Raw genomic sequence first — 3,067 nt, 5'->3', positions numbered from 1 at the left:
AGAACACTTCTTGGGTGTTGTATGGTTAAGCCTCACGGGTAATTAGTATGGGTTAGCTCAACACGTCACCGCGCTTACACACCCCACCTATCAACGTTGTGGTCTCCAACGGCCCTTTAGGACCCTCAAGGGGTCAGGGATGACTCATCTCAGGGCTCGCTTCCCGCTTAGATGCTTTCAGCGGTTATCGATTCCGAACTTAGCTACCGGGCAGTGCCACTGGCGTGACAACCCGAACACCAGAGGTTCGTTCACTCCGGTCCTCTCGTACTAGGAGCAACTCCCTTCAATCATCCAACGCCCACGGCAGATAGGGACCGAACTGTCTCACGACGTTCTGAACCCAGCTCGCGTACCACTTTAAATGGCGAACAGCCATACCCTTGGGACCGACTTCAGCCCCAGGATGTGATGAGCCGACATCGAGGTGCCAAACACCGCCGTCGATATGAACTCTTGGGCGGTATCAGCCTGTTATCCCCGGAGTACCTTTTATCCGTTGAGCGATGGCCCTTCCATTCAGAACCACCGGATCACTATGACCTACTTTCGTACCTGCTCGACCTGTCCGTCTCGCAGTTAAGCTGGCTTATGCCATTGCACTAACCTCCTGATGTCCGACCAGGATTAGCCAACCTTCGTGCTCCTCCGTTACTCTTTGGGAGGAGACCGCCCCAGTCAAACTACCCACCAGGCACTGTCCGCGAGCCCGATTCAGGGCCCTGCGTTAGAACATCAAACATACAAGGGTGGTATTTCAAGGACGGCTCCAGCGCAACTGGCGTCACGCCTTCAAAGCCTCCCACCTATCCTACACATGTAGGTTCAATGTTCAGTGCCAAGCTGTAGTAAAGGTTCACGGGGTCTTTCCGTCTAGCCGCGGGTACACCGCATCTTCACGGCGAATTCGATTTCACTGAGTCTCGGGTGGAGACAGCATGGCCATGGTTACACCATTCGTGCAGGTCGGAACTTACCCGACAAGGAATTTCGCTACCTTAGGACCGTTATAGTTACGGCCGCCGTTTACCGGGGCTTCGATCAAGAGCTTCGCTTGCGCTAACCCCATCAATTAACCTTCCGGCACCGGGCAGGTGTCACACCCTATACGTCCACTTTCGTGTTTGCAGAGTGCTGTGTTTTTGATAAACAGTCCCAGCCATCTGGTCACTGCGACTCCCAACTGCTCCATCCGCAAGGGACTTCACTGTCAAGAGCGAACCTTCTCCCGAAGTTACGGTTCTATTTTGCCTAGTTCCTTCACCCGAGTTCTCTCAAGCGCCTTGGTATTCTCTACCCGACCACCTGTGTCGGTTTGGGGTACGATGACTTGTAATCTGAAGCTTAGAGGCTTTTCCTGGAAGCAGGGCATCAATGGCTTCCACACCGTAGTGTGTTCGTCTCGTGTCTCAGTGTTGTGTCTCCGGATTTGCCTAGAAACACCACCTACGCACTTTCACCAGGACAACCGTCGCCTGGCCCACCTAGCCTTCTCCGTCCCCCCATCGCAATTACAAGTCGTGCAGGAATATTAACCTGCTTCCCATCGACTACGCCTTTCGGCCTCGCCTTAGGGGTCGACTCACCCTGCCCCGATTAACGTTGGACAGGAACCCTTGGTCTTCCGGCGAGGAGGCTTTTCACCCCCTTTATCGTTACTTACGTCAGCATTCGCACTTCTGATATCTCCAGCATACCTCTCGATACACCTTCGCAGACTTACAGAACGCTCCCCTACCACTCATACATAAGTATGAATCCGCGGCTTCGGTGCCTGGTTTGAGCCCCGTTACATCTTCCGCGCAGGCCGACTCGACTAGTGAGCTATTACGCTTTCTTTAAATGATGGCTGCTTCTAAGCCAACATCCTAGCTGTCTGAGCCTTCCCACATCGTTTCCCACTTAACCAGAACTTTGGGACCTTAGCCGGCGGTCTGGGTTGTTTCCCTCTTCACGACGGACGTTAGCACCCGCCGTGTGTCTCCCGGATATTACTTACTGGTATTCGGAGTTTGCATGGGGTTGGTAAGTCGGGATGACCCCCTAGCCCAAACAGTGCTCTACCCCCAGTAGTATTCGTCCGAGGCGCTACCTAAATAGCTTTCGGGGAGAACCAGCTATCTCCGAGTTTGATTGGCCTTTCACCCCCAGCCACAGGTCATCCCCTAACTTTGCAACGTTAGTGGGTTCGGTCCTCCAGTTGATGTTACTCAACCTTCAACCTGCCCATGGCTAGATCACCCGGTTTCGGGTCTACACCTTGCAACTAGACGCCCAGTTAAGACTCGGTTTCCCTACGGCTCCCCTATACGGTTAACCTCGCTACAAAATGTAAGTCGCTGACCCATTATACAAAAGGTACGCAGTCACCCCGAAGGGCTCCCACTGCTTGTACGTACACGGTTTCAGGTTCTATTTCACTCCCCTCACAGGGGTTCTTTTCGCCTTTCCCTCACGGTACTGGTTCACTATCGGTCAGTCAGGAGTATTTAGCCTTGGAGGATGGTCCCCCCATATTCAGACAGGATGTCACGTGTCCCGCCCTACTCGATTTCACATCAAGGTTGTTTTCGTGTACGGGGCTATCACCCTGTATCGCCGGCCTTTCCAGGACCGTTCCACTAACTTCCAAGATGCTTAAGGGCTAATCCCCGTTCGCTCGCCGCTACTGAGGGAATCTCGGTTGATTTCTTTTCCTCGGGGTACTTAGATGTTTCAGTTCTCCCGGTTCGCCTCTGTTACCTATGTATTCAGTAACAGATACCCGAGTTATCTCGGGTGGGTTTCCCCATTCGGAAATCTGTGAGTAATAGCGTCTCTTACCGACTTCTCACAGCTTATCGCAGGTTAGTACGTCCTTCATCGCCTCTGACTGCCAAGGCATCCACCATGTACGCTTAGTCACTTAACCATACAACCCCAAGAAGTGTCGTCGAAACGACGCGTCTTGTTGTTGTACAACAAGGACCAAAATAAATTTTGGTTTTCGCCAAGAAGTTTCCAAAGCACTTGTAACAAATGTTTGAGAACTACTTTTTAAATCAGCTTTCCAGATTGTTAAAGAGCA

1 rRNA gene is annotated in these 3,067 nt (G+C 52.3%); it reads right to left on the bottom strand.

The features are described from left to right. Positions 1-21: 21 nt before the first annotated feature. A 23S ribosomal RNA gene (locus AB5Y82_RS10615) occupies positions 22-2,911 on the bottom strand. Between the last annotated feature and the right edge of the window lie 156 nt (positions 2,912-3,067).

It is taken from the genome of Aeromonas sp. s13 (assembly GCF_040907905.1).
Lineage (GTDB): Bacteria > Pseudomonadota > Gammaproteobacteria > Enterobacterales > Aeromonadaceae > Aeromonas > Aeromonas veronii.
The sequence above is the reverse complement of the archived record's forward strand: the minus strand, read 5'-3'. Positions and strand labels throughout refer to the sequence as shown.